The sequence below is a fragment of the Pseudomonas sp. EA_5y_Pfl2_R50 genome (genome assembly GCF_963970475.1).
In the GTDB taxonomy this organism is placed as follows: domain Bacteria; phylum Pseudomonadota; class Gammaproteobacteria; order Pseudomonadales; family Pseudomonadaceae; genus Aquipseudomonas.
Genome location: NZ_CAXAPT010000199.1, coordinates 1 through 436, shown reverse-complemented (window position 1 = coordinate 436; position 436 = coordinate 1). Strand labels below are relative to the sequence as shown.

2 protein-coding genes are annotated in these 436 nt (G+C 63.5%); both read right to left on the bottom strand.

What is annotated here, in order from left to right; genetic code table 11:
* Positions 1-215: helix-turn-helix domain-containing protein (locus AACY19_RS27435; protein WP_339454629.1), on the bottom strand; the 215-nt coding region annotated here is incomplete at its 3' end.
* The coding region (locus AACY19_RS27430; RefSeq protein ID WP_339454627.1) for a hypothetical protein at positions 212-436 on the bottom strand (225 nt) is incomplete at its 5' end. The genes AACY19_RS27435 and AACY19_RS27430, both read right to left, overlap by 4 nt.

The following is a 436-nucleotide window of genomic DNA, read 5'->3' as shown; positions in this document are numbered from 1 at the left end:
GAATCTGCCTCGACGACAACGCCGAAATATCGGCGCACTGATCGGCTCTCCATCAATGCGCGAAGCAGGACCGCCACCGGGCCCGGCACGTCACGATCACCGGCTTCCCACTTGCGGACGGTGCGGCCGGACTGGACATCGACCAGCCGAGCGAGACCCTTGGCGCTAAGGCCGAGGGCGGTGCGCGCGGCGCGGAGTTGCTCAGCGGTCATCATGCGCTCAACCTGATCAGTCCGAGGTCGATGATCTCCACAGTCGCAAGATCGGGGTGTGTTTCGTGTGCCGTCCGTAGGGCGCGCCACATACGATCCGGCGCATCTCCATAGCCAGACCAATAGGTTTTGCCGCCGGCATCGACGCGACCGCAAAAATTGGGCGAGAGGCCGAAGAGACCGAGGTCGCCAGCTTTGTAAGGCGTGTCATCGCCGTCCAGCAA